Annotated in this window: 17 protein-coding genes; 6 read left to right on the forward strand and 11 right to left on the reverse strand. The window is 46.2% G+C overall.

Features of this window, described 5'->3' with window-relative positions; genetic code table 11:
- The first annotated feature begins 433 nt into the window (after positions 1–433).
- Together BHV83_RS04085 and BHV83_RS04090 are read left to right on the forward strand one after the other, a co-directional pair.
- Positions 434–3,187 (forward strand): DEAD/DEAH box helicase family protein, encoded by a 2,754-nt coding sequence (locus BHV83_RS04085; protein ID WP_286756418.1) that lies wholly within the window; start codon positions 434–436, stop codon positions 3,185–3,187.
- Positions 3,188–3,199: 12 nt separating this feature from the next.
- Complete coding sequence (locus BHV83_RS04090) at positions 3,200–5,179, forward strand: DNA methyltransferase (RefSeq protein ID WP_259011330.1); 1,980 nt, start codon at positions 3,200–3,202, stop codon at positions 5,177–5,179.
- 81 nt (positions 5,180–5,260) lie between these two features.
- Here BHV83_RS04090 and BHV83_RS04095 read toward each other — a convergent pair whose 3' ends face one another.
- Positions 5,261–6,259, reverse strand: coding sequence for a class II fructose-bisphosphate aldolase (locus BHV83_RS04095; RefSeq protein ID WP_005854709.1), 999 nt, complete (start codon positions 6,257–6,259; stop codon positions 5,261–5,263).
- Positions 6,260–6,482: 223 nt separating this feature from the next.
- Between BHV83_RS04095 and BHV83_RS04100 the strand changes: the two genes are divergently transcribed.
- Positions 6,483–6,737 (forward strand): type B 50S ribosomal protein L31, encoded by a 255-nt coding sequence (locus tag BHV83_RS04100; RefSeq protein ID WP_005854707.1) that lies wholly within the window; start codon positions 6,483–6,485, stop codon positions 6,735–6,737.
- 89 nt (positions 6,738–6,826) lie between these two features.
- Entirely contained in the window at positions 6,827–7,924 is a 1,098-nt protein-coding gene (locus BHV83_RS04105; protein ID WP_217772623.1) for a phosphotransferase enzyme family protein, read from the forward strand.
- 65 nt (positions 7,925–7,989) lie between these two features.
- Here BHV83_RS04105 and BHV83_RS04110 read toward each other — a convergent pair whose 3' ends face one another.
- From BHV83_RS04110 to BHV83_RS04135, 6 genes are all read right to left on the reverse strand, one after another.
- Positions 7,990–8,382, reverse strand: coding sequence for a Dabb family protein (locus BHV83_RS04110; protein WP_005854703.1), 393 nt, complete (start codon positions 8,380–8,382; stop codon positions 7,990–7,992).
- Between the two features lie 312 nt (positions 8,383–8,694).
- Positions 8,695–9,996 (reverse strand): sensor histidine kinase, encoded by a 1,302-nt coding sequence (locus tag BHV83_RS04115; protein ID WP_005864800.1) that lies wholly within the window; start codon positions 9,994–9,996, stop codon positions 8,695–8,697.
- Positions 9,997–10,008: 12 nt separating this feature from the next.
- A complete protein-coding gene (locus BHV83_RS04120; protein ID WP_286756444.1) occupies positions 10,009–11,379 on the reverse strand; it encodes a sigma-54-dependent transcriptional regulator in 1,371 nt (456 codons plus the stop codon).
- 9 nt (positions 11,380–11,388) lie between these two features.
- The gene (locus BHV83_RS04125; RefSeq protein ID WP_005854697.1) at positions 11,389–12,873 is read right to left on the reverse strand and encodes a TolC family protein; all 1,485 of its coding nucleotides are present in this window, start codon (positions 12,871–12,873) and stop codon (positions 11,389–11,391) included.
- Positions 12,874–12,998: 125 nt separating this feature from the next.
- Positions 12,999–13,703, reverse strand: coding sequence for a LytR/AlgR family response regulator transcription factor (locus tag BHV83_RS04130; protein WP_057326949.1), 705 nt, complete (start codon positions 13,701–13,703; stop codon positions 12,999–13,001).
- A gap of 1 nt (position 13,704) precedes the next feature.
- Complete coding sequence (locus BHV83_RS04135; protein WP_122144335.1) at positions 13,705–14,745, reverse strand: sensor histidine kinase; 1,041 nt, start codon at positions 14,743–14,745, stop codon at positions 13,705–13,707.
- A gap of 218 nt (positions 14,746–14,963) precedes the next feature.
- On the opposite strand from BHV83_RS04135, the gene BHV83_RS04140 reads away from it, so the two are divergent.
- Together BHV83_RS04140 and BHV83_RS04145 are read left to right on the forward strand one after the other, a co-directional pair.
- Positions 14,964–15,341, forward strand: a complete 378-nt coding sequence (locus BHV83_RS04140; protein ID WP_005854690.1) for a diacylglycerol kinase family protein — start codon at positions 14,964–14,966, stop codon at positions 15,339–15,341.
- Between the two features lie 4 nt (positions 15,342–15,345).
- A complete protein-coding gene (locus tag BHV83_RS04145; protein ID WP_008773430.1) occupies positions 15,346–15,903 on the forward strand; it encodes a phosphatase PAP2 family protein in 558 nt (185 codons plus the stop codon).
- 98 nt (positions 15,904–16,001) lie between these two features.
- On the opposite strand, the gene BHV83_RS04150 is transcribed toward BHV83_RS04145, so the two are convergent.
- The 4 genes from BHV83_RS04150 to BHV83_RS04165 are packed head-to-tail and all read right to left on the reverse strand — an operon-like array spanning position 16,002 to position 21,286.
- Positions 16,002–17,264 carry an ABC transporter permease gene (locus tag BHV83_RS04150; protein WP_022192049.1) on the reverse strand — a complete coding sequence of 421 codons (1,263 nt, stop codon included), beginning with the start codon at positions 17,262–17,264 and terminating at the stop codon, positions 16,002–16,004.
- A 43-nt stretch (positions 17,265–17,307) separates the two neighbouring features.
- Positions 17,308–18,597, reverse strand: coding sequence for an ABC transporter permease (locus BHV83_RS04155; RefSeq protein WP_286756454.1), 1,290 nt, complete (start codon positions 18,595–18,597; stop codon positions 17,308–17,310).
- 53 nt (positions 18,598–18,650) lie between these two features.
- The gene (locus BHV83_RS04160) at positions 18,651–19,949 is read right to left on the reverse strand and encodes an ABC transporter permease (RefSeq protein WP_122144336.1); all 1,299 of its coding nucleotides are present in this window, start codon (positions 19,947–19,949) and stop codon (positions 18,651–18,653) included.
- A gap of 17 nt (positions 19,950–19,966) precedes the next feature.
- Positions 19,967–21,286, reverse strand: a complete 1,320-nt coding sequence (locus tag BHV83_RS04165) for an ABC transporter permease (protein ID WP_195320283.1) — start codon at positions 21,284–21,286, stop codon at positions 19,967–19,969.
- Positions 21,287–21,337 lie beyond the last annotated feature (51 nt).

Here is a 21,337-nt window from a genome sequence, read left to right on the forward strand (position 1 = left end):
AATAACAGTAAAATCTGTGAAGTAAATTTAGGCATAGTCAAAGTTATACTTACTTGGCACTTGTAGTATATCTTTTTGGGTAAAGTAAGTATATCTTCTATGGCCAAGTAAGTATATATTAAAAAAGATTTAGATATCTAAAACACTATTCTGGTTAAGAAGGGGATTTTTTCCTCTCCTTCTCTCCTTATATAGCATAAGATTTTTATCTTTGCATACAAATAGATGACATGTATGCCTGCAACAGACAGCGACCTAATTTGAAAGACTGTTTGAGACAGCTGAGATTCTTCTAGTGAATCCGATAGAATTAATAGATAGCAATAAGTAAACTATGTTTTATAGACTAATAAAGAAGAAGTGTGATGAATGGATTCATTCTTCGGAGTACCCCATCCATGAACTAATACAATATATATATACGCAGAATAAAATGCGTGACGCACAAATTGAGGCTATCAAAATATATTTGTTTCTCAAAATAGCTTGTAGGAACAAACCACTTTGGCAATTGTTCAGTGAAGGCTTCTTCAATAGTTTGGATTTAAACGCCCTGCCTTTAACGATTGACGAGCGTAGCTATCTTAATTCCAACAAGGCTGCCGCTGCATTATTGGAATACTCGCTATTGAAAGACAAGAACGGGAATCAGATTACACCCGAATTGGAGAAAATTGTTAAGAAGCATGATGCCGGCATTGATTGCGAAGCTGTTTTCAAAAAGATATTTTATGGCGTAAACTATACAGATTATCTTTTCAGCCTGCCAATGGGTGCTGGGAAAACCTATCTGATGGCTGCTTTCATTTATTTGGATTTGTATTTTGCCCAAAACGAACCGGGCAACCCTGCGTTTGCACATAACTTTATGGTATTAGCTCCCTCCGGTTTGAAGTCATCCATCATTCCAAGTTTGAAACATATTCAGGAGTTCGACCCTACCTGGATTATCCCCGAACCGACTGCTTCCAACCTGAAAAGGATGATTAAATTTGAGATTCTCGATGAACAAAAGTCGGCAAAGAAAAGTAATCTGGTCAGGAATCCAAATGCCCAAAAGATAAACAATCACCAACCTTTAGAAGATTTGATGGGGCTGGTAGCCATCACCAATGCGGAAAAAGTGATTTTAGACCGTATGGGAGAGAATGCAACAGGGAATCTGTTCGATAAAGAGGAACTGGCCAAAATAAGAATCGCTAACGAACTGCGGGATATGATCGGGAAGATTCCTCACCTATCTGTATTTATAGATGAAGTACACCATGCTGCCGATGGAGAAATAAAATTGAGGCAAGTGGTAGAAGAATGGACCAAGCGGCATTCATTTTGTGGAGTATTGGGGTTCTCTGGTACCCCTTATCTGGACAAAGCGGAAAAGATAACATTGACAGATTCTTTCATGATAAAGAATACCGACTTATCAAACGTGGTTTATTATTATCCATTAATTCAAGGTGTAGGCAATTTTCTGAAAGTACCCGAAGTGAAATATGCCGACAACGATACGGAGACGATTATAAATAACGGCGTAAAGGAATTTTTAGACAAATACAAAGACACGGTTTATACCAATGGCACATGCGCAAAATTGGCTATCTATTGCGGACAAATAGAAACATTGGAAGAGATGGTCTATCCACTTGTCACCCGCTTGTTGTCCGAGTACGGTTTAAATCCTACCAGAACAATTCTAAAGTATCATGGTGGAAACAAAACTTATCCCCAACCGGAAGGAGCTGAAACAGAATTCGCATCGCTCGATATGCCTTTCTCAAACATTCGCATTGTCCTCTTGGTACAAATCGGCAAAGAGGGTTGGGATTGCAAAAGCCTGACCGGGGTTATTTTGCCACAAAAGGGAGTGTGTCCCACAAATATGGTCCTGCAAACCAGTTGCCGATGCCTACGCCAAGTTGTAAAGAATGCCAATGAATCTGCGTTGATATGGTTGAACAAGTTCAATGCCGACACACTGAACAAGCAATTGAAACAGCAACAGAATATTTCTTTGCAAGAATTAAATCAGGGTAAATACAAAGGCTCCATACTGATAGAACGTTTCTCCAGAATGGAAAAACAGAAGGTTCCGCCTATTGATTTCTATCAGTTAAAGGTATCCTACCAAACTTTAATCACAGAGAAACATCCCCACACGGCTGAAAAGCTAAACGATAAAAACATCTTCACCAAGTCTGAGGCCACGTTAATCCATAGGCAAAACCTGTCGGGAGAGACATTGGGGCATTATTTAGCCGAAAAAGAAGAGGGTGAATATATCACTTTCCACCAATGGCTATATACTATCTCTAAAGAGAGTTTCCGGACGTTGGAATTTGAAAATTTAAAAGCCTACGAGGCTATGCTGGAAAACATCTTCCAGCATATAACATTGAAGGACAAAACAGGTAACATCCGGTATGACAACCGTTACGACCAAGGAAATATCCGTTCGCTCATCCGTAAAGCCTTTATATCCAAACGTGATTTCTCGGTCAAAGAAGAAATAGTGCCTTACGAAGCAAGCCTGCTCCAAATAGAAAGGCTTGTTTCACCACTCCTTGTGGCAAACGACAAACCTTTCTTCCCTTCTCAAGAAGATGTTAAAACGATTGTCGATTGGGATACGAACGCACAAAAGAAGATCCTGTCACCGGAAGAACTGGCTCTCATAGAAAAGATGAAAAAGATGGGATACACCGTTCCCGAACCCACCGACCCACATCCCGAACGCAAGCAAACTTACCATTATCTGCCTTACCGTTTCGACAGTGGTTTAGAGAAAGAGTATTTCAAAGATTCCATTATCCCCATTCTAATGGAACAAAAATCGCCGTTGGAAATCTATTTCAATGGTGACGATACGCTGACCGAGTTCAAAATAGACTGTTATAAACAAATCGGCAAAGAATGGAGATACATCGGCAAGTATGTACCCGACTTTTTATTACTAAGCCGAAAAGACGATGGTAGCATCCACCGCATCATCATTATCGAGACTAAAGGCGAAGGCTTTGCCGCCAAATTTATAGACCGCAAGCTGTTTATGGAGACCGAGTTCATTCGCAAAAACAACGAGCGGTTTGGCTACGAACGTTTCCGCTTCTTGTATCTTGAAGATACAAGAAGCAAAACCGAAAGAGAAAAACAAACGATGGAAGCAATCAAAGAATTTTTCAATATTTAAATAAGAATATATATGGCTATCAAATACATCCCCTATTTCCCAAATACTTTGGAAGGTCAAGCAATACTTGACAATTTCATACGCACCAAACGAGTTCTACGTTATCGTGATAATGACCGTACAACAGAACGCATCGAACGAGGTATGCCATTGTATGAAACCGAATTGCAAGAACGTGTAGGAAACAATGAAAGCGGTAACCTTATCCTCCGCGGCGAATGCTTGTCGGCATGCGCATACCTAAAAGACAAAGGTCTCACGGTGGACTTAGTATATATCGATCCACCATTTGCCAGCGGCGCGGATTATGCAAAGAAGGTATACCTCCGGCGTAACCCCAAGGTTGCAGAAGCGATTAGTCAAGCTGAAAGCGAATTGGATATAGAAGAGTTACGTTCTTTTGAGGAAAAGATGTATGGTGACATTTGGAACAAGGAAAGTTATCTGAACTGGATGTATGAGAACTTGATGGCTATCAAATCGGTAATGAGCGATACGGCGAGCATTTATGTGCATTTAGATTGGCATATCGTACACTATGTAAAAATATTAATGGATGAGATATTTGGTGAAGATAATTTCATTAACGATATTACGTGGAAGCGCCAGACATCGAGTGGGTTTAAGGGTAAAAACGCAATGGGAAAGAACCACGACAACATTTTAGTATATGGATATAGTTCTGATTTTCTATATAACACCATCTATCTTCCATATACTGAAGAATATATTACTCAACGCTTTTCACACGTAGAAATTGTTGATGGGAAAGAACGTCGTTTTAAGGATGCCTTCTTAGGAACAGCAACAACAATTGATACAATCAACAGGTTAAAGGCAGAAAACAAAATCTATTATACAGAAAGCGGCGGTATGCGCTTAAAGATTTACTTGGATGAAGCACCAGGCATAGCTCTTGATGATATTTGGACAGACCTAAGTGCAGTAAACTCCCAAGCTGACGAACGTGTTAATTACGCCACCCAAAAGCCCGAAGCCCTTCTTGAACGCATCATCAAAGCCAGCAGCAATGAAGGAATGGTTGTTGCCGATTTCTTTGGCGGTAGCGGTGTAACCGCAGCCGTTGCTAACAGATTGGGGCGTAAATTTATCCATACCGACATCAACATCAATAGCATTCAAACCACCCGCGACCGATTGTTGGCAGCCAAAGCTGAATTTGATGTAATAGAAATAAAAGACGGCGTTTCACTTTATCGTAATCCGGTACAGACCATGGAACGACTGAAAACCCTTATACCCGGTTTGAGAAACGAAGATGCGTTGGACAAGTTTTGGGAAGGCAGCATCATCGACACCAAATACGGAATGACTCCTGTCTATCTTCCCAACCTGATGGACAGCAGTACCCGTATACTAGATAAGCCTCTTATGAATCGTATTATCCGTGAAGCCATGCCGGACTTGCCCGACAACACAAAGCGCATCATCGTTTATTATATTGACATTGACAACTGCGAAGAGATAGAACAATTTATCAAAGAACAAGGAAATCCTTTAATAGAAATAGAACTTCGCGACTTGAAGCAAGTGCTTGACAACGTAATAGCCGAAGACCATGCCGAGTGGGAGTTGTCTGAAGAAAGCAGTGATTTGTTTGGTGGCTGGAAAGTAGAAATCAAACAATTCCAAAGCGACCGTGTACATCGAAAGATTGATGAAATAAACCAGAAGAACCAATTGCAAGTATTGCAACAAAAGACAAAAGGGAAAGATAAAGCATACGTACCTATCCTTATCAGCGACGAAGGATTAGAAACCGTAGAATGGGTCAGCTTGGATTGCACAACCGTAGAAAAAGCCGCTCCTTGGCATAGCGAAAGTGAAATCAAAATAGACAAACAAGGATATGTCATTAAAAACGGAGTGAAAACCACTGAATACTGGGATGCTTGTATTCAGTGCAAAAGCAAACCCTTACGCATGAAAATACGCAATATTTGTGGTGATGAAACAGTTTTTATACTATGATGACTCCCCCCCTTAACGCAAAAAGGCCATCCCGTTTCCAAGATGGCCTTCTTTTATATAGAAAGAAACTTTATGTTCCGATTATAACTTGTCGTTAGAACCAAGAACGTTGATGATCTTGTGTTTGTAAAGTTTCTCCATGTTATCACGAGCCGGGCCCAGATATTTACGAGGATCGAATTCAGCCGGTTTCTCAGCGAAAGTCTTGCGGATAGCGGCAGTCATCGCCAAACGAGAGTCTGAGTCGATATTGATCTTACATACAGAAGATTTAGCAGCCTTACGCAACCACTCTTCAGGAATACCGATAGCAGCCTTCAAAGCGCCACCGAATTTGTTGATAGTCTCAACCTCTTCCTGAGGAACAGAAGAAGAACCGTGAAGAACGATAGGGAATCCCGGAAGTTTCTCCATAACAGCGTCCAAAACATCGAATGCCAATGGAGGAGGAACCATCTTACCTGTAACAGGGTCGATCGTACATTGCTCCGGAGTGAACTTATAAGCACCGTGAGAAGTACCGATTGAGATAGCCAAAGAATCGCAGCCCGTACGAGTAGCGAAGTCGATAACTTCCTCAGGATTGGTATAAGTGTGGTGGTCTGAAGAAACCTCATCCTCAACACCTGCCAATACACCAAGCTCGCCTTCTACAGTTACATCGAATTGATGAGCGTACTCAACAACTTTCTTAGTCAAAGCGATGTTCTCTTCATAAGGAAGGTGAGAACCGTCGATCATTACAGATGAGAAGCCAGAGTCGATACAGCTCTTGCAAGTCTCAAACGTATCACCATGGTCTAAGTGAAGAACGATCTGAGGATTCGGGCAACCTAATTCCTTAGCATATTCAACAGCACCCTGTGCCATGTAACGAAGCAAAGTAGCGTTTGCGTACTGGCGAGCGCCCTTTGAAACTTGCAAAATAACCGGAGATTTTGTCTCTACAGCAGCCTTGATGATAGCCTGCATCTGTTCCATGTTATTGAAGTTGAAAGCAGGAATAGCATATCCGCCCTTGATAGCCTTAGCGAACATTTCTTTTGTGTTCACCAAGCCCAAATCTTTGTAATTTACCATAGTTGTTATTATGTTATTACGTTAATGATTAAAAACTTGCACAAAGATAATCAAGATTCACGACAAATGATGCTTCAAAGCATATAAAATAACACAAAATCAACGCTCTTGAAAAAAATAATACGATTTTCTTTGTTTGTTTGTGGCAAACCCTTACCTTTGCAAGCCAAAATACCGGTTACCAAATATATACAGAGTATAAATTAAAATAGATAATAAAGCAATGAAAAAAGGTATTCATCCTGAAAATTATCGTCCTGTAGTATTTAAGGACATGTCAAACGATGATGTATTCATCACTCGTTCTACTATTAACGCTAAAGAGACGATCGAGATCGACGGCGTAACTTATCCGTTGGTAAAGGTCGAGATCTCTAACACTTCTCACCCGTTCTACACTGGTAAGTCTAAGTTGGTCGATACAGCCGGACGTGTTGATAAGTTCATGAGCCGTTATGGTAACCGTAACAAGAAATAAGATTTCTTTCTTTAAGAAATAAAAAAAGGTCACGATTTGTATCGTGGCCTTTTTTTGTATCTTCGCGGGAGTTAACATAATGAAATATCATGGCAAAAACGAAAGAACAATTACTAAACATCTTGGATCAGTTCCAGTTGGACGAGAAAGTAGTTTCCGCTGAACCATTCGGAAACGGACACATTAATGATACATTGAAAGTGACCAACGAGAAAGGGGAGATCAAATACGTGCTACAGCGTATCAACCATTTAATCTTCACCAATGTGGATATGCTGCAAAATAACATCCATGTGGTTACCACTCATATCCGCAAGAAGCTGGAGGAAAAAGGTGAAACGGATATCGACCGTAAGGTATTAACCTTCTTGCCGACTAAAGACGGGAAAAAATATTATTTCGATGGAGATAGTTATTGGCGGGTATGCCTATTCATCCCTCGCAGCAAAAGCTATGAGGAAGTAACTCCTGAGCTTTCTTATGAGGCTGGCAAAGCGTTCGGTGATTTCCAGACCATGTTGTCCGATATACCCGAGGGTACGCTGGGCGAGACCATCCCGGATTTCCATAATATGGAGTTCCGCTTGCGACAATTCCATGAGGCTGTAGCCGCTAATCCGGCAGGCCGGTTGGAAGAGGTGAAAGATTTGGTAGAGGAGATCGAGAAACGTGCCGAAGCGATGTGCATCCAAGAACGCCTGTACCGTGAGGGCCAATTGAAGAAACGCACGAACCATTGCGATACAAAAGTTAACAATATGATGTTTGACGCTGATAACGACAAGGTGCTTTGCGTGATCGACTTGGACACCGTGATGCCGGGTTTCGTCCTTTCCGATATCGGCGACTTTATCCGTACCGGAGCCAATACGGGTGCCGAGGACGATGAGAATCTGGATAACGTAAACGTTAACATGGAGATATTCAAAGCCTATACCCGTGGATACATGGAAAAGGCCAAGGCGTTCTTAACTCCTACCGAGATCAAATTGCTACCTTACGGTGGACGCTTATTGACTTATATGCAGACCGTTCGTTTCTTAACCGATTATATCAACGGCGATACCTATTACAAGATCCATAGCCCGAAACATAACTTAATCCGCACAAAAGCTCAATTCAAGCTACTTCAAAGTCTGGAAGCCCATGCGGAAGAGATGGATCAGTTCATGAATCAATGGTTATAATATAAAGTAACTAAGGAATATAAAAACGGGCGGGGTGACTCATTGATTCATCCCGCCCATTCTTTTTATTTCGTCCAATAATCCAACACCGTAACCGCCGATGCCTTCCCTCCTAACACCTTGCCAAATGCTTTATGCGCCGGATGTACCAAATAGGCGTCCCGATCCGCATCCGAATGAAAAGTCAAGAAAAAGCAATGAGTCAAGCCCTGTTGCAATCCCTCCGGACTACAATCCGTTCCCCACTCATATCCTTTGATCAAGTCGATTTGAGAAGGCAACTTACAAAAGGCATCCTCAACCTCTTTCACCTGCGCCTCAGACACATCCGGCTTAAAACCGAACATAACAACATGGCGAAGAACTTTCTCCGGCTTTTGATCACTCGAATAGCTTACCATTAATACAGAAAATACGATAATCGCAAGGATAAATAATACAGATACTACTTTCTTCATGATATTCAAGATTAGATTTCTATTGCTTTGTTATACGGCCCAAAGATAGTATAAAATCCAGTACAGCTTGCCCAAAACCTCCGTATCCTTTAGTCCTTTCCATCCCTATCTTTAGACTTTTCCTCTAGAGACATCCATCATCTATCAACTGTTGGACGATCATGCAACGGCTGGTAGAAGATCGTGCAACAGTTGGTAGATGATCATGCAACGGCTGTTGCATGATGAATACAAGCAGACAAAAAGGCTAACACCTGTAAGGATACAGCCTTAGCCTACAAGGGAAAAACCTCAAACCATAAAGGGATTATTTCAACTAAACCAAATCTTAAACCTTGTCAATCCATCCGCGTAAGAGCGGAGAGAGAATCGGCAATCATGTTTTAACAGTACCTCACGGATAAAGATCAAGCCGATACCTTGTCCGTTCGGTTTCGTAGAGAAGAACGGACTGAATAGTTTAGTTTCCGTTTCCTTGTCGATGCCCTTGCCCGTATCGGCTATCTCCAAGCAGGTGGGACGCACAGTCGTCCGGATATAAATCTTTCCATCCCGCTCGATGGATTCGGCGGCATTCTTGATAATATTGACCAAGACTTGCTCGAATAATGAATTATCCAAATTCACGACTGGAGATTCCTCGCTCAGATCCATAACAATCTCGATATTCCGGTTCTGGCAAACCGTCTCCATAAAGCGTTTACAAGCGGACACCACTTGGTTCAATTCTTGCGGACGACTTTGGGGTTCGGGTATACGCACCACATCTGCGAAATTGGTGATGAAATGGCTCATGCTATAGCAGCGTTCTATGGAGACCCGCAAAACCTCGCAGACATCCTCCATATCTTCCATCCCGCTGAAAGTAGACTCCAACGTATCCAAGGTAGAGGTGATACCCGCGGTCGTATTATTCACCTCATGAGAGATCATACGTATCACTTTCTCATACGCTTTCTTCTCGGCCTTGAACACCTCTTGGGTCAACGTCTCTATCAAATAAAACTGGTGGTGAAAGCCCCGGTCCACGAATGAAGAATGCGTACATTTATAAATATTAGCGTCGTTCAACCGGACGGTTTGCGCTTGATACATCGGAACCCGTACCAATTCTTCCGCCAAGGGAGAATCTAGTTGAAGAAAACGTTTTCCCACCATATCCTCCGAGCTTTGCGCGCCAAACAATTTACATGCGGCCGGGTTCATGGATAGAATCTCCTCATCCAAGTTCAAGATGATCACTCCCATCGGAGAGGCGTTGACCAGCAAGTCCAAGAAATGGTTTTGCTCCCGGAGGTGCAAACGCTCATTCTTCAACTGCTCCATCATCTTATTAAACACATCGACCACCCGGTCTGCCTCCGTTTGCCCGACCTTTCCCAAGCGGGAACTAAAGTCTTGCTCTTTCAACAACTCCATACCGTTACCGATGATATGCAAGGGCTTTATGATACGGCGATAAAAGACAAATAAATAGATGATCGTAAGCAAGACCAAGGCTTCTACCGCAAAAAACATCCGGATAGAAGACGTATAAAAGACATAATAAGTCACCACCGCCAATATAGTCAACAGCAGCGTCGTCAATATCCAGAATAGTCCTTTCAGCCTCATCCTTGCCTCTTCTTATTTATCGACCGGGATTCCGTATTTCTCTAATCTCCGGTACAAGGCGGCACGACTGATTCCCAGCGCCGTAGCGACATGCGATAAATTACCTCCATGCGCTTCCAAGGAGCGTAAGATGGTTTGCTTCTCCAACTCATCCAAGGTCAAGCCCTCCAAAGAAGACGGAATCGTTGATTTAGAGCCGGATGTATTCATGCAATGAACCTCGAAATCAGCGGCATCCAAAAGCGTCTTACCCGACACAAGGATCGTCCGCTCCACCAAGTTCTTCAACTCACGGATATTACCGAGAAAAGGAAGACGGCTTAAATAGGTCTGGGCATCCGATGAGAACTCCACCCTCGGTAACCCATTGACCTCCGATTGCTTATCTGCGAAATATCGGGCCAGCAATGGGATATCCTCCCTTCGCTCACGCAAGGCGGGTAAATGCACCGTGATCAAATTGATCCGGTAAAAAAGATCCTCACGGAACGTACGGTCCGCCACCATCGATCGTAAATCCCGGTTCGTAGCGCTTACGACCCGTATATCCACCTTCCGGGGGCGGCTATCCCCCAAGACCTCAAAGGTCTGGTCTTGCAATACCCGAAGTAGCTTTACTTGGCAAGACAGTTCCAAATCGCCGATCTCATCCAAGAAGATCGTACCTTTGTTCGCCATCTCGAAACGTCCTACCCGATCCATGTACGCATCCGTAAAAGCCCCCTTCTTATGTCCGAACATCTCGCTTTCAAAAAGACTTTGGGATAGTCCGCCTAAGTTTACCTTCACGAAAGCCTCTTTCGACCGGGGACTATTCGCATGGATCGCTTCCGCTATCAGCTCTTTACCCGTACCGCTCTCGCCGGTAATCAAAACAGAGGCATTTGTCGGGGCGATACGCGAGACCGTCCCCAATATATCCATCAAAGCGGCACTTTGCCCCACGATCTTATCAAAATGAAATTTATGGTCGGCATCCGAACGGTTCAAGGGAGCGTTTGTCTCTTTCTTCTGCTCGCTCAATTCCAAGGCAGTCCGGATCGATTTTAATAATACCAAGTTATTCCAAGGCTTCGTGATAAAATCGAAGGCTCCGGCTTGCATTCCCTGCACGGCCAAAGAGATCGATCCCCAAGCGGTCATCAAGATCACAGGTACATCGGGACGAAAGATCTTCACCTGTCTCAATAATTGAATCCCCTCCTCGCCCGTGGTAGTCAGCGTGAAGTTCATATCCATCAAGATCAGCTCCGGCGCCGTGGCACGGACCACCTCCAAGGCCTCCTTCGGCCCCGGAACCGCCTCCGGCCGGAAACCCGCACGTTTTAGCAGGAATGTAAGCGAGGAACGAACAGCCGCGTCATCATCTATTATCAGTATCATATAATCAATTTATCGTTTCACGATTTCCTCGAAATCGGCATCTAATGTACGATTATTCAAGAAATCATACAATGTTATACTACGGATGTTATAAAAATAGCGCCAATAATAATACAGTTCTTGGATATGCTTTTGCTTCGCGTCATCCTTCGAGCTCTGGGCGTCATTCAGGTCTAGGATATCGATCTTTCCGATCATGAAAGTCTCGATCGAGGTCTTGTAGCGCTTTTCCGCCAACGTGTCCACCTCGGCGGCTATCTCCAATTGAGCGGCCTGATTGTTGAAATTCTCCACCAAGAGGAAGATATCTTGATTAAAATCCATTTGCTCCTGACGAATCTTGGAAAGTACGACATCCCGATTCGATTCGGCTACTTTTACCTTTCCCTTCCGTTTTCCCCAGTCCAAGATAGGAATCGAAAGCCCGACCTCTACGATCTGGTTATCTTTCAATGGATTGTAAGCTCCTCGCATGGACATATCCTTACCGGTATAACCCACGGAGGCAAACAGGTTAATACTTCGACGGTTTCCCTTGGCGGTCGCCACATCATAATCCGCTTCCAACTGGCGGCGCATGATATTCTTTGAGAACGAGTTATTTTCTTGAGCCTTCTCCAATACCGCCTGATAATCCATACGGACCCCTTCTATCGCCTCGGGAAGAACAGGCTCGATCACGTCTTGCTCGCTCATCCCTAAAAAGGAACGGAGCTTGAACATCATCGCGTTATAATTGGATTGAGCCTCGGTTAGCTTACCTTTCGCTTGCAAGGCCGACTGTTTCAAACGCATCAACTCGCTCTCCGAGATATGCCCGATCTTACGCTTCGCTACCGCTATGTCATAGAGTTTATTGGCGTTCAGCAAGTTCTGATTACAGATATCCAGATTATCTTCCGCCAACAGTAAGTTGAAGTAATTCGTGATGGTAGCGATCGTTACATTCTCCACGTTCTCCATATAAGCGGCCTTAGCCTCTTGGTAACGAACAGGCTCGATACGACGTTTCCATTTTTGGTCATTCACGCCGAAGATCGGTTGCGTCAATGTCAAACTAACAGGTACGCTCATAAACTCGTTGTAAGCGCCACTACCTAGCTGACGGGTAAAATCCAAAGAGGTATTCAAGGCGATCTTACCTCCGGTCAAGGCTATGTTCTGGGCGATAGAGATCTCTCCATTTAAGCCTAAGGCATTGTTTTGCACATAGGTATAAGAACCATCCGATTGCTGGTACTTCGAGTATTGCTTGCTATATGAAGGCAGAGTCCCCGTAAATATCACTTCCGGCAACTGATCCGCCCGATGCGTACGGAATTCCCAATAGGCCGTTCGCAACTCATTGAGCGCCACGGCAGCGTCTACGGATTGAAGCTGTGCGATCTGGATCGCTTGCCGCAGGGTTATTCGAACTTTATTCGTATTGTCTTGGGCACATACTCCCGAAATCCCCGCCCACAGACAACACATCGCTATATAGATCCTTCTCATCTTAGTATAAGTTTTTTTATCCTGCCTAAGGCAAAAGGCATGCCAAAAACATATACTATTGATAATCCGACAAATAGGAATATTTAAAGTGTTCGATAATGAACAGTGTGTTCGTTTTTGGATACTTATCTTTGAATGAGTTGATTATTGACGATCGATTTATATACCTCTTCCCGTAAAGGACGCGACACCGGAATTTTATGCTCCCCAATGATTAATAGATTTCCTTCTATCGCTTGTACATAAGAAAGATTCACGATGAAAGAGCGGTGCACTTGCATAAAAATTTGTGCCGGCAACGTTTCCAATATACTCTTCAACCGGAGATGAACGATCTCTTTGGAAGTGAGGGTATGGATAACAATATAGTTCTCCATGCCCTCTATAAATTGAATCTCCTTTAAATAAAGCCTTTTAAGTTGCTTCTCCGTCTTGACAAAGATATAAACAGGCTCCTCGCTTTTCGATGTAGATTCCATCAACGCATGTGCTTTATTGACCGATTTCAGGAAACGGGAAAAAGAGATTGGTTTCAATAAATAGTCCACCACGTCAAACTCATATCCTCTCAACGCATACCGCTCGTATGCCGAGGTGATAATTACCTTAGGAGCGTTCTGAGCACTCTCCAAAAAGTCCAGTCCAGACATATCCGGCATCTCTATATCCAGAAAAAGCAAATCCGCTTGAACCGAATTCAGCATATTATTGAGTTGTATAGCGTCCTCACATTCTCCGACGATGGTCAGAAAATCAATTTTACCGATGTGTCGCCGAAGTCCTTTTCTGGCGATTGGCTCATCATCCGTTATGATACACTTTATTTCCATATTATTCTGATAAATCAATACATAACTCAACCCTAAAACGGGTATTGTCTTTTTTTATACGTAGCTCATGTTTATCCGGGTACAATAGCTCCAATCGTTTTCTCAGATTGTCGATCCCAATGCCTTTCCCCTTTCTTTGTTCCAAGGAGTCCGGATTGAAAGTATTGCTTACTCCAAAGCAGACCTTTGACCTCTCTTTCCGCATAGATACTTGTATCCAATACGCTTCGCCCACATATTTAAACGCATTCTCCAATAATGGAAGGAAAAGCAACGGATGTATTTTTTGTCCGGTCAATTCCGGGTCAAAGGACTCCTCGAACTGTAAGCGTTTCGTCATACGAAGTCGCTGGAATTGAATATATGTTCGCAAATAATCAATCTCCTCTTCGATCGTCACTTTCGTATTTATATCATATAATTGATAACGGAGTAAGTCCGAAAGTAACTCTACAGCCTCAATCGCTTCCTCATTTTCCTCATCAATCAAGAAATAGATCGTATTCAAGGCATTAAACAGGAAATGGGGATGGTATTGCATCTTCAGCAGCTTCAATTGCGTTTCCAATTGATCTACTTTCATTTTCTCCAATTGGACGATTTTCTCCGAATAGCGTTTGGCTAATATATTATTACGGATCAAGAAATAGTATAGGAGAAAGATCGGCACAGCTACCGCATTGATCATTAACGCCTCTCCCCACCGATAGGTCGTTCCATTTATAGAATAGATCACGATATATAAGCCGATATTGAGCACGACTAAATTAAACAAGACCACCCATAGATATTCCCGGAACACCGGGCGGGACCTCCGCTCTTTATTCCTATCTAAAAAAGTATTAGCCAAGTAATTAAAAAACAAATAAGATAAGCTAACGCCGATCAATATAATAGTAAGGGCCTTGATACGCCCGATCCACGCATCCACTCCCAGTTCCCACATGCGAACACCATAAGCGACATCCGTAACAATCCACAGGCAACAGATCGCCAATATCGCCATTAGCAACGGACTTAGAAAGTTATATTTTATCTTCATATCTGATTTCAAGCCATAAATTTATTCTTTTACTTTGATCTATGCTCGTATCACGGGCACTTTTTTAATCAACGAAGTTATCGTTCCAGATAAAAACCAACAAGTAATCTTGACGAATTGCGGAATATGAAAGGTGAATATCCTGTTTGTTCGTCAGGATATGCGATAAAGGCAAAAAATACCTATATTTGCCCTCCTCAATAAGAGATGCTATAAAAATGAAGAATGACGGTTTCACATTTCGAAAGAGAGCCAGAAGCTTTAAATTCGCTTTCAACGGAATCAAGCTATTGATCACGAAGGAGCATAACGCTTGGATCCATTGTTTCGCGGCAGTTTGTGTACTTATAGCCGGGGTGGTATTCGGACTTTCCCGCATGGAATGGATCGCAGTAACGATCGTGATCGGAGCGGTATTAGCTGCCGAGGCGGTCAATTCATCCATCGAGGCCCTAGCAGATTTGGTCTCCCCTGAGTATAATGAGGCTATCAAGCGAACGAAAGACTTGGCGGCGGGAGCTGTATTATTGATGGCGATAGCGGCAGCGATCGTCGGGTTTATCATTTTTATACCTAAAATAGCAACTATATTTTAAATCTATGAGACATATCCTTTTCGCAATTACAATGCTCATGCTGTGCCTGTCCGTTAACGGACAAGAATTGAAGGTGACCGGTAGCCGGAAAGCCATACGGACCTCGGGAGACGTATTGGTGTTTATCACTCCGGTGGCGAGTTTGGCGACAGTATTGGCAACCCAAGATTGGCAAGGGCTGAAACAAGGCGTATTCACCGGGGTTACGACATTGGGCGTAACCTATGCGCTGAAATACCTAGTGAAGAAAGAGCGGCCCGACTTCAGCGATAATCATTCGTTCCCATCCATGCATACCTCCGTATCCTTCGCGGGAGCCGCTTTTATCCAAAGGCGTTATGGATGGAAATGGGGTATTCCGGCTTATGCGGTATCTACCTACGTGGGTTGGAGCCGGGTCTATGGGAAGAAGCATGATTGGTGGGACGTGGCGGCGGGAGCCGTTATCGGCGCCGGTAGCGCCTATATCTTTACCCGCCCGTTCGCAAAGAAACATAACCTGTCTATCAGCCCGGTAGCGGGAGACGGGCATTATGGGGTATATGCGTCAATGACGTTTTAACTCGCGAATTTTTGCCAAGCACGAAAACAGCCCGGCCATGTATCACTACAAGACCGGGCTTTCAATTGTGTGTATGTGTGAAATATGTAAGTTAACTCTTATTCATAATGCAACGCCTCCGCTGGCTCCAAGCGAGCTGTCGAGCGGGCGGGATACCATACGCCACAGATGATCATGAGGACGATCAAGACAAACGTAATCCCTCCACAAATCGCGAAGCGCAGCCACGTGAACGGAAGCTGATAGGTATCTATCAAATCCATATGGGCGATGTTGAAGCTGATGACTAAGGACGGGATAAACGCCAAGACCAGCAATAGGACACCCTCTCCCACCATGATCGAGTTCAACTGACGGCGGGTAGAGCCTAAGGCCATCCTAAGCCCCATCTCGCCTTTGCGATATTCCGTACGGAACCAGAAGGTACCGATGATGCCGAGGAATATATTCGCCAATAGGAAGCAGGCTACCGCCACACGGGTTTTCACCTCGTTCTCTACGCCGATCGAACGGATATAACCGTCGCGAATATATGACAAGGGCTGTACGTCTAGCAGATAGAGGTTGCCTAGCCGAAGCTGTTCGGCCATATCCTTGCGGAAGCGTGCGGGGAAATCAGCATTATCGACATCCGGACGGACACGTACGCAGAGTCGCACGGCATCTATCATCCCCTCATAGTATCCTTCCTCCATCCGGCTTAGCCGCAGGGCCCTATAGACGTTGGGTTCCGCCTTGGTGTACTCATGACGGCGGATGGGGACGCTGATACCACGGATCGTCTCCTCGATCTCGTCGGTCACATTCCCCCGGTACGCCTTTTGCCCGAGTAGGGAAAGGCCGGGATTCATCGTCTCCACGTCGGCGGAGATTACGATGGAGTTGTTATCCTCGATGGCCCGTTTCAAGGAAGCCGTCTTGCCGTCCTTATCATAGATACGGAACACGTCGAAGAACTCCGGGGTGACGAAAGCATAGCGGCAGGGCACCTGCAACGTATCAATCCGCCAAACGAGGTTACGGCTTCCCATATAATAAGGCATCCCCCCATCCGTAAGGCAGGCCGATTCCACGCCGGGATAGGTGCGGATGCGATCCAACGCCGTCAGCAGATGAACACCATCCGGCCGCTCCCGCTTCTCCTTCGGGATATAATCCGGGCTTCTTTCCGAGAGGCTGCTGATCACGATGCTGTACGTATGCCGGATATCGAAGCCCAGAGGAGCCGTATACGTGCGCCCCATCACATACAGGTAGTCCACAAGGAACCAAAGGAAGACCGAGACCAGCAATAACTCAGCCCACAACCAAGCGTTTTGCTTGCGCTGGTTCCAGATCAATTGTAATAAATGTCGTATCATATCTTTCTATTATTTTAGTATAGCTATCATCCAACGCGGGAGATTAATGAACATTCTCGTTGAGAGCCGAGATGATACGCATCCTTGAGGCTCGCCAAGCCGGGATGCCGGCGCTCAGCAGGTTCAACGCAAGACAAGCAAGGAACGCATAAAGGAAGATCAATGGATTGAACATCATCTCCGCATTGACGAAGGTGCGACCGATACCCATCGATGCCGTGCCCGTATCCAGCAACCAATCGGACAAGAGCAGTACGGAGGCGTATGAGAAAAACAGACCTAACACACCTCCCAGCAAGGTCTGCAACAGATTCTCGTAGAGTACCTGCGTCAGTAATTCCGAGCGTGTCGCCCCGAACGCCTTCCTCACCCCGATCTCCGCCATACGTTTACGCATCTGGCTTTGCGTGATACCGCTCATGTTGATGGCAGGGATCAGCAAAAGGACAAGAACGATGATAACATATTTCATGACCAGTTCCCGTACATTCGGCTCAGAGAAAGCGTCCTCGCGAGCCAAATCGCCCAAATGGGTATCGGGTCCTCCTCCAATTTTCAGCAGGTGCGTGCTTTGTGATTCGTTAAGGCGAGCGATATTCGCCTCGGCCTCGGAGTGGATCGCATCAAAGTCGGCGGACGAACTTGCGAGGATATAACAACAGAAGCCCCCGACGAGACGGTCGGAACCATTATCATACAGGGAATTGTCGGTGGTATAAGGCAACCAGACATCGCCATAGGCAGACTCGGCTAGCAGGGAGACATCCCGCACGACGGCACGGATGGTATAGGGCACGTAGCTGATCTCGACGGTACGGCCTACAACCTCGGTCGTGCCATACAACCGGCGTGCCACGGACTCGCTTACCACAGCATCCATGATGCCACTTTGTACTTCTTCCTCGCCATAAGGCTTACCGGAGAGGAAGCGAAAGTTGAAGATATTCCAAAACGCCGCGTCCGTAAAGGTCACGTCGCACTTGAACTCCACCGTATGATCCGCCACTGCCGCCAAGCGTTGCACGCCATGATAGGCCATGCCGACCTTCTCGGCAGAGCGCAAGGGATAGAAACAATCTTTCACTACCCGGGAAGCGAGAAGGTAGCAATCGTTATAAGATTCGTTCTCTTTGTAGGAGGCACGGGTATCACTGACGTACATCATCTGGTCCCGATAGTCTTCCGGAGCGTAATTGGCGGTACGCATCTGCCATACGATCACGATCACCATGATCATGCAAATCGCCAAGGCCGTACCGAAGATAGAGACTCCGGAAAGGAGCTTGTTCTCTTTCAATAAGGCCCAGGCTTGTTTTAGATAGATCTTGTACATATTCATTTGATTTAATTATACGATTCAGTCGGTGGGAGACGGGGCATTATATGTTATCCGTCATACCGCAGCGCCTCGGCCGGCTCCATCTCGGCGGCCTTGCTGGCGGGGAGCCAGACGGCGAGCAGGATGACGACAGCCAGCAGTATCCATGTCAGGATATTCACCAGCAAGAAACGGAGCGGCAGGATCGCCGGCCAGTAATGCTCCGGCAAGGTCCCTTTGGGGATGTCCAAGAAGCCGACCATCACGAATTGAGCCTCTATCAACAAGGCGAGCGGGGTAGCCATGAGTAACAGGCATATGCCCTCACGAGCCATCTGGCTACGTATCTCTTCGCGGGGCGAACCGATCGCCATGCGCAACCCGATCTCTCCTCGGCGCATCCGCACCCGGTACCAGAACGTACCCATCACGCAAAGCAGGATATTCAGTCCCAAGAAGGCCATCAACGCCATACGGACCCGGTAATCGTAGGTAACGCCAAAGGAATAATCGGTATCGGCCTTGATCCGGTCATAGGAAGTCAGGCGTTTCAGGTAGAAGTTCCCCACCCGAAGCTCACGGTTCATCTTCTCCCGGAACGTATCGGCGAAACGAGGACCAGCCACGGCAGGATCGATCCGTATGAAATAATTCATCTCGGGGATCTCCTCCACCGAGGGACGGATCGCGAAGAATGCGGCACCTTGGGGTAGGCTATTGTCAAAACGCTTGATATCCTCTAATACGCCCTTTACGATATAAGTCGGGCCCTCCTCGTCGAAAGGGTCTTTCACCTCACGCCCAACGGCGGATGCCTCTCCAAATACCTTTCGCTCCACCATCCGGGTGGTTACTATAGCGCGGGGGTCTCCCCAATCAAAATCGGATGTAGATACCGGACGGCCGTCTTTGGCGTACGAATGGTTGAAGACCGACAGGAAATCCGTGGTAGGATCCATCTCATACCTCATGACCGCTTCCCGCTTGCTCGTATCGGCCGCGTTCGCCAAACCGATACCGTAATAACAGCCCGTATAAGGCATGGAGTAACAGCCCGAGGCCGCGCCCATCGCCTTCACCCCCGGATAATCGCGCAGGCGGTCTTTTATCCGCTCATAATTTTCCAGCATGGCGATCGAGTCACTCTCGGCGGCTCGATAGTCGGGGGAGGTTTCCGGCAAGAGGCCCATTTCTACCTGCCAGACATTCGCATAGTCACGTCCGGAGGGGAGACTACGGTTATAGATCTCCACGAAGAAGTAATCCACCATGTACCACGCCAGACAAAAGGCGAGCAGCAACTCCACGCACACCCACACGTTGCTACGCCAGCGGTTCATCAATTGTATCCAAGTCATTTTCCACATATCTTTCTTCCCTCCATTTAAGCGTTCAACGAATCAACGATAGGTCGCCTTGACGCACGCCAAGCGGGCCACAACGCCGACATCAGGTTTAACAGGAAACATACGCACAAAGCGATCAAGAAGACCCACGGGTTTAACAGCATCCCCATGGAAAGCGATACGTCCACGCCATCCGGGGCGGCCTCCGAAAACCCCTTGCCGATCTTGAAGACCCACGAACTGGCGAACGTCACCAGCAGGAAGGAGAACAGCAGTCCCACCAAGCCGCCCAGCAGCGTATACAGGAAGTTCTCTATCAAGACCTGTCCGATCAACGATCCCTTGGGCGCCCCGAAAGCACGCCGCACGCCCAGCTCGCCCAGACGCCGTTCCATGCGGGAATCGGCCATGCCCGAGAGGCTGACGGCGGGGACGAGCAGCAGGAGCAGGAAAATCACCCCATAACGGCTCAAGTCTCCCACGATATCCGGCTCCACGTTCGACCAATACCGGAAGATACTCTCCCAATGGCGATCCGGCTGCCCAAGAAGGGAGAACTCACGTTTGCCATCCACGTTCAACGATTGGTTGAAGCGGCGCACGTTATCCGCCACCGCCTCCCGCACCCGGCCGATGTCCGCCTTGTCCTTCACGAGCATATAGACCCTCAAGAGCCCCAGCCCGGGCATATGCGCCTCCGAGTATCGGACCCGCTCCTCGAAGTCGGGCGCTTGGGTGTACGGGTACCAGACCTGCGAGAAAACCCGATCCATCAGGAAAGATACGTCGTCCACCACGCCCACCACACGAAATGAGGTAAAGTCGAGGCTCAAGGTCTGCCCCACGGCGCTACCGTCTCCATAAAGCCGCTTGGCCAGCGAGCGGGCGATTACCGCCACGGGCATCCCCGACCGGAAATCGGCCTCGGTGAAAGGCTTGCCCTCCAAGAAACGGAAGGAGAAGACCTTCCAGAACCCATCGTTCACCCCCATCTTCACGACCGGCACCTGCACGGGACTGCCCACCGGCTGCACGAAAGCGGAAGTGGCATCATCATAACGTAACGCCAACGCCTCCAAACCGGGTACACCCACGAGGCACTCTTCCACGAATCGAGGTGAAACCGGACCACTGCTCATTCCCCCTTTCTCATCCTTCAGCGCGGCACTCTTCACGGTCAGCAACCGGTCCCGGTCCATCTCCGGATAAATAGAAGCCATTTTCACGTAAAACACGATGGACAGCACCATCACCAGCGAGATCGCCAACCCCGTCCCCACGATATAGACCGAGCTGAACAGCCGTTCTTGCCGGATCAAGGCCCATGCTTGTTTTAAGTAGATCTTGTACATATTCATTCGATTTAAATATTCTATCAGTCGGTGGGAGACGGGGCATGCCTCGTCTCT

This window comes from Parabacteroides sp. merdae-related_45_40, from assembly GCF_001915675.1.

What these genes read in the sequence shown, in the direction of transcription:
- BHV83_RS04085 (WP_286756418.1), top strand. Translation starts at nt 434, where the DNA reads ATGCGTGACGCACAAATTGAGGCTATCAAAATATATTTGTTTCTCAAA.
- BHV83_RS04090 (WP_259011330.1), top strand. Translation starts at nt 3,200, where the DNA reads ATGGCTATCAAATACATCCCCTATTTCCCAAATACTTTGGAAGGTCAA.
- BHV83_RS04095 (WP_005854709.1), bottom strand. Translation starts at nt 6,259, where the DNA reads ATGGTAAATTACAAAGATTTGGGCTTGGTGAACACAAAAGAAATGTTC.
- BHV83_RS04100 (WP_005854707.1), top strand. Translation starts at nt 6,483, where the DNA reads ATGAAAAAAGGTATTCATCCTGAAAATTATCGTCCTGTAGTATTTAAG.
- BHV83_RS04105 (WP_217772623.1), top strand. Translation starts at nt 6,827, where the DNA reads ATGGCAAAAACGAAAGAACAATTACTAAACATCTTGGATCAGTTCCAG.
- BHV83_RS04110 (WP_005854703.1), bottom strand. Translation starts at nt 8,382, where the DNA reads ATGAAGAAAGTAGTATCTGTATTATTTATCCTTGCGATTATCGTATTT.
- BHV83_RS04115 (WP_005864800.1), bottom strand. Translation starts at nt 9,996, where the DNA reads ATGAGGCTGAAAGGACTATTCTGGATATTGACGACGCTGCTGTTGACT.
- BHV83_RS04120 (WP_286756444.1), bottom strand. Translation starts at nt 11,379, where the DNA reads ATGATACTGATAATAGATGATGACGCGGCTGTTCGTTCCTCGCTTACA.
- BHV83_RS04125 (WP_005854697.1), bottom strand. Translation starts at nt 12,873, where the DNA reads ATGAGAAGGATCTATATAGCGATGTGTTGTCTGTGGGCGGGGATTTCG.
- BHV83_RS04130 (WP_057326949.1), bottom strand. Translation starts at nt 13,703, where the DNA reads ATGGAAATAAAGTGTATCATAACGGATGATGAGCCAATCGCCAGAAAA.
- BHV83_RS04135 (WP_122144335.1), bottom strand. Translation starts at nt 14,745, where the DNA reads ATGAAGATAAAATATAACTTTCTAAGTCCGTTGCTAATGGCGATATTG.
- BHV83_RS04140 (WP_005854690.1), top strand. Translation starts at nt 14,964, where the DNA reads ATGAAGAATGACGGTTTCACATTTCGAAAGAGAGCCAGAAGCTTTAAA.
- BHV83_RS04145 (WP_008773430.1), top strand. Translation starts at nt 15,346, where the DNA reads ATGAGACATATCCTTTTCGCAATTACAATGCTCATGCTGTGCCTGTCC.
- BHV83_RS04150 (WP_022192049.1), bottom strand. Translation starts at nt 17,264, where the DNA reads ATGATACGACATTTATTACAATTGATCTGGAACCAGCGCAAGCAAAAC.
- BHV83_RS04155 (WP_286756454.1), bottom strand. Translation starts at nt 18,597, where the DNA reads ATGTACAAGATCTATCTAAAACAAGCCTGGGCCTTATTGAAAGAGAAC.
- BHV83_RS04160 (WP_122144336.1), bottom strand. Translation starts at nt 19,949, where the DNA reads ATGTGGAAAATGACTTGGATACAATTGATGAACCGCTGGCGTAGCAAC.
- BHV83_RS04165 (WP_195320283.1), bottom strand. Translation starts at nt 21,286, where the DNA reads ATGAATATGTACAAGATCTACTTAAAACAAGCATGGGCCTTGATCCGG.